Below are 4,765 nucleotides of genomic sequence, written 5' to 3'. Positions count from 1 at the left end.
ATGATGTTTATGCTGCCGAGGATGGCTATCGCATCGGCAATCATGTGACCCCTGACCAACTCTGGAAAGGCGCTGTATATCGCAAAACAGGGAGGCCGCACCTTTATCTTGTATGGTTTGCCCCCTCCCCTGCTCACGATGTAGAACCCCAGTTCGCCGTTTGCCGCCTCCGTTGCGTGGTAGACCTCGCCGGGAGGCACCTGGATCCCCTCCATGACTATCTTGAAGTGGTTCATGAGTGCCTCGATGTTCCCATAGACCGCATCCTTGGGCGGCAGGGTTACCCTCGGGTCGTTCACGTTCACGGGCCCCCCGGGGAGCCGCTCGAAAGCCTGTGTTAGTATCCTCAGGGACTGCCACATCTCCTCCATGCGGACGCGATAGCGGTCGTAGGTGTCCCCGTTCTCTCCCACGGGAATGTCGAAGTCAAAGGTCTCGTATCCAAGGTAGGGCTGGTCCTTGCGCAGGTCGTAGGGCACGCCGCAGGCCCGGAGGCAGGGGCCGGTGAACCCGTACTCCATCGCCTCTTCTTCCGTCAGCGCCCCAACCCCCACGGTGCGCTCGAGAAATATCCGGTTCTTCGTGATGAGGGCATCCACATCCCGCAGCGCAGCGGGGATCGACTCCTTGACCACCTTCTGCGCCTTCTCCACCCAGCCCTCGGGGAGGTCGTCCTTCAGGCCGCCGATGCGGGTGTACGCCGTCGTCATCCGCGTCCCCGTCAGCTCCTCGATGAGGTCGTAGACCTCCTCCCGGGGTTTCCAGAAGTACCAGAAGTTGGTGAGGGCCCCCAGGTCCACGAGATTCGTGCCCACGCAGACCAGGTGGTCTATGATCCGGGAAAGCTCGCTGATGATTATCCGTATGTACTTTGCCCGTTCGGGCACGTCGATATCGAGCAGCTTTTCCACCGCCAGGACGTACCCCACGTTGTTCATGAGGGGGGACACGTAGTTCAGCCGGTCCGTGTAGGGAAGCACCTGGGTCCAGGTGGCGTTTTCGCACTGCTTCTCGAAGCACCGGTGGAGATACCCCATCTGGTTGTCGCACGAAACGATCGTCTCCCCGTCCAGCTCGACGATGATCCGCAGCGTCCCGTGGGTGGCCGGGTGAATCGGGCCCATGTTGAGCATCACCCTGTCGGTGGCGAGCTCCTCCCCTCCTGCCGGCGCTCCCTTATTTTCGATCTCTCCACTCATCTATGGTTATCCTCACCTGCTTCTCCGGGTCAGGAAATTCCCGGGTGGAAACCGTCGGTTGCCTGAGGTCTATGGGATAGTCCTTCCTCAGGGGATGCCCCTCAAACTCCTCGTACAAAAGGATCCTTCTCAGGTCGGGGTGCCCCTCGAACCTGATCCCGTACATATCGAAGATCTCCCGCTCGAACCAGTTCGCCCCCTTCCAGACGGTGCTCGCCGTGGCAACCACCGGGTCCGCCTCCGGCACCCCCGTCTTTACCCTGACCCTTGAGTTCTTCGAGAAGGAATAGAGGTGGTAGACCACCTCGAACCGGGGCTCCCTGCCCAGGTAGTCCACGGCCGTCAGGTCCATGAGAAACGCGAAGTCCATGTCGGGGTCCTGCTTGAGAAAGGCCAGGACATCTATCACGCTCTCCCGCAGCACGAGGGCCGTGTCATCGCCACGGTAGCTGTGCGTCTCATAGACAGAGGCGCCAAATTGCTCCGTGAGCCTCTCGATAACCCGGGATTTGCCCGTCATCGCCTTCCCCCCTTTTCCCAGGCGTCCCTCGCCCTCTTCGTTCCCTTCTCGATCATATCCTTGATGAGGAAGATGCCGTCGATCAGGGCCTCCGGTTTCGGGGGGCAGCCGGGAACGTATGCGTCAACGGGGATGATCCTGTCCACACCCTGGACGACGCTGTAATTGTTGTAGAATCCCCCGCAGGTCGCGCAGGCGCCCATGGCGATGACCCACTTTGGCTCGAGCATCTGCTCGTACACCGTCATCAGGGCAGGCGCGATCTTGTAGTTGACCGTGCCGGCAACGATCATGAGGTCTGCCTGGCGGGGTGAAAATCTCACCACTTCCCAGCCATACCGGGAGATGTCGTAGTGGGTGCCCACTGCAGCCATGAACTCGATGGCGCAGCACGCCGTACCGAAGGGCAGAGGCCAGAGGGAATACTTCCTCGCCCACGAGAGGATCTTTTCGAAGCCGGTGAGAAACCCCCGTTCCCCCAGCTGTCCCAGTGCTTCTTCTACTGCCATTCCAGCGCTCCTGCCTTCCATGCGTAAACGAGCCCCACCACGAGGATGAGGATGAATATGAGCATCTCGATAAATCCGAAAAGCCCCAGCTTCTTGAAGAGAACTGCCCAGGGATAGAGAAAAGCCGTCTCGAGGTCGAAGATGAGAAAGAGGATGGCGATGAGATAAAACTTCACCGAAATTCTCCTCTTGGCATCGGAGAAAAGGGGCATGCCGCACTCGAAGGTGCTAAACTTCCCCTTCTCGTAGCGTTTCGGCCCCAGGATGACCGAGAGGATCACGAGGCCAAGAGACAGGGCCACCGAAACCACCAGGAGGATAAGTATCGGTAAGTATTGTTCCATCATGTGCCTCCATCAGCCACTATCTGCATCGTTTTCCTCATCCCCCCGCGATAAACCGCGCAGACGCCTCGGCGATGTTGATTACGGGCTCCCAGTAGACGCCCAGGAGAAGCGTGGGAAAGGCGAGCACGGCGAGAAGGGCTCTCGATACGGCCGGTACCATTACCGGCTCCGAGGATTTCGGGGACTCGAGGAACATCACCTTCAGAATCCTCGCGTAGTAGTAGAGCGAAAAGACGCTGTTTATCGCCGCCACCACGGCGAGCCAGTAAATTCCCTTGTTGATCACCCCCGCAAAGAGGTAGACCTTCCCGATAAAGCCGGAAAAGGGAGGGATTCCCGTCAGGGCGAAGAGGAATATGCCCATGCACACCGACATCAAGGGCATGCGCACCCCCATCCCCGAATAGTCGGATATGTCCTCGCTCCCGACGGCGTTTGCAACGAGGATGACCACCAGGAAGGCACCCGTGTTCATGAAGAGGTACACGACGAGGTAAAAGAGGACCGCCCTGAGCCCCTCGATGTTCAAAAGGACAAATCCCATGAGCATGTATCCGGCGTGGGCTATGCTCGAGTAGGCAAGGAGCCTTTTCACGTTCTTCTGGACGATGGCTACCAGGTTACCCACGGTCATCGTAATCGCGGAGAGGATGGCAAAAATCGACATCCAGTCGACGCCGCCCACGGCGCTCCAGGTGGAGGCACCGGTCCTGCTGGCGAACACTTCGTAAAAGAACCTGATGAGGATGGCAAAGCCGGCGGCCTTGGGCCCCACGCTCAAAAAAGCCGTCACCGGGGTGGGGGCGCCCTCATACACGTCCGGGCTCCACATGTGGAAGGGAACGGCGGCTATCTTGAATCCGAAACCGACGGCGATCATGGCTACGGCCAGGTAGAGGATGATCGGGTTGTTGGCCGCAAAGACCGCCCTGCCGATATCGGTGATGTTCGTCGACCCGGAGAGGCCGTAGAGAAGGGAAAACCCGTATATCATGACCCCCGATGCCGTGGCCCCGTAAACCACGTATTTCACCGCGCCCTCGACGGATCGTTCCGTCCTCTTCAGGTATCCCGCAAGCAGATAGGAGGGGATGGAAACGAGCTCGAGGGCCAGAAGAATCATCACGATGTCCACCGAGGATGCAAGAAGGTACATGCCGAGGGTTATGCTCAGCAGAAACACATAGTACTCGGTCTGTCTCTTGCCCGCAACCTCGAGCGACGCGATGGACATGAAGGTGGCAAAGAGGGTGGCCAGCGAGAGGATGACCTTGAAGAAGGTGGAAAACTCGTCTATCCTCACCATGCCGAAAAAGAGGTCTTTCGTCCCACCCGCCCCGAGCCCGCCGGCGATGATCATGGAGGCAGACACGGCGGCAAGGGTCAAAAAAGCGGGGAACTGGGACGTTCTGTTCGCGCTCACCACGTGGAAGAGGATCACCACGAGGATGGTACCGGTGAGAATCAGCTCCGGTATGAAGAACGTGACGCTCTGTATGTTGTCCAGGATCACCCTTTCCCTCCACCAGGTCACACAAGAGTGTTCTTAACAAAATCTATCAGATACAGAAGGCTCGTGTCGATCATCCTGAGCACGGGCATGGGAAATACACCGAGAAAGAGCACGATGATCCCGAGCGGGGCGAGGCAGAATATCTCCCGCCCGTTGATCTCGGGAAGATCCACATACTTGGGGTTGAGGGGCCCCAGGAAAACTCTCTGCAGCGCCCAGAGGTGGTAAGCCGCGGTAATGACGATGCCCAAAGCCGCGATGATGACCATCGTCTGGAAAATGGGAAACGAGCCGATGAACACGAGGGCTTCAGAGATGAACCCCGAGAGGCCGGGCAATCCCAGGGATGCGAAAAATGCCAGGCTCACAAATCCCGTGTACACGGGAACGACGGCACCGAGCCCCCCGAACCCGTCTATCTCCCGGTGATGGGCCCTGTCGTAGACGACTCCCACGAGGAAAAAGAGCATGGCCGTGATCGTTCCGTGATTGAACATCTGGAGCACCGCCCCGTTTATCGCCGCCGGGGTCATGGCCGCCATCCCCAGGAGGACGAACCCCATGTGGCTGACAGAGGAGTAGGCGACGAGCTTCTTCAGGTCGCTCTGGGCCATGGCGCACAGCGCCCCGTAGATGATGTTGATAACCCCCAGAACGGCAAGGGGAATGGCAAACCA

At 58.9% G+C, this 4,765-nt stretch carries 5 protein-coding genes and 1 pseudogene (1 of these 6 cut by a window edge); all 6 read right to left on the bottom strand.

Annotated features, from left to right (window positions below):
* The coding region (gene nuoD, locus GTN70_00490) for an NADH dehydrogenase (quinone) subunit D (GenBank protein ID NIO15481.1) at positions 1–1,199 on the bottom strand (1,199 nt) is incomplete at its 3' end.
* Positions 1,177–1,719: an NADH-quinone oxidoreductase subunit C gene (locus GTN70_00485; protein NIO15480.1), complete on the bottom strand. Its 543-nt coding sequence runs from the start codon at positions 1,717–1,719 to the stop codon at positions 1,177–1,179. The genes nuoD and GTN70_00485, both read right to left, overlap by 23 nt.
* Positions 1,716–2,228, bottom strand: coding sequence for an NADH-quinone oxidoreductase subunit B (locus GTN70_00480; GenBank protein NIO15479.1), 513 nt, complete (start codon positions 2,226–2,228; stop codon positions 1,716–1,718). The genes GTN70_00485 and GTN70_00480 overlap by 4 nt, the downstream gene beginning before the upstream one ends.
* Positions 2,219–2,575: an NAD(P)H-quinone oxidoreductase subunit 3 gene (gene ndhC / locus GTN70_00475; protein NIO15478.1), complete on the bottom strand. Its 357-nt coding sequence runs from the start codon at positions 2,573–2,575 to the stop codon at positions 2,219–2,221. Before ndhC ends, GTN70_00480 begins: the two co-directional genes overlap by 10 nt.
* Positions 2,576–2,609: 34 nt before the next feature.
* The gene (nuoN, locus tag GTN70_00470; protein ID NIO15477.1) at positions 2,610–4,088 is read right to left on the bottom strand and encodes an NADH-quinone oxidoreductase subunit NuoN; all 1,479 of its coding nucleotides are present in this window, start codon (positions 4,086–4,088) and stop codon (positions 2,610–2,612) included.
* A gap of 17 nt (positions 4,089–4,105) precedes the next feature.
* Positions 4,106–4,765 (bottom strand): annotated as a pseudogene (locus tag GTN70_00465) (NADH-quinone oxidoreductase subunit M); it runs 805 nt beyond the window's last position.

Source organism: Deltaproteobacteria bacterium (genome assembly GCA_011773515.1).
Taxonomy (GTDB): Bacteria; Desulfobacterota; Deferrimicrobia; order J040; family J040; genus WVXK01.
Note: the sequence above shows the minus strand (reverse complement) of the source record. Positions and strands in the feature narration are given on the sequence as shown.

Excerpts from the sequence above, each read along its gene's own strand:
- GTN70_00485 (NIO15480.1), bottom strand. The coding sequence starts at position 1,719 with ATGACGGGCAAATCCCGGGTTATCGAGAGGCTCACGGAGCAATTTGGC.
- GTN70_00480 (NIO15479.1), bottom strand. The coding sequence starts at position 2,228 with ATGGCAGTAGAAGAAGCACTGGGACAGCTGGGGGAACGGGGGTTTCTC.
- ndhC (NIO15478.1), bottom strand. The coding sequence starts at position 2,575 with ATGATGGAACAATACTTACCGATACTTATCCTCCTGGTGGTTTCGGTG.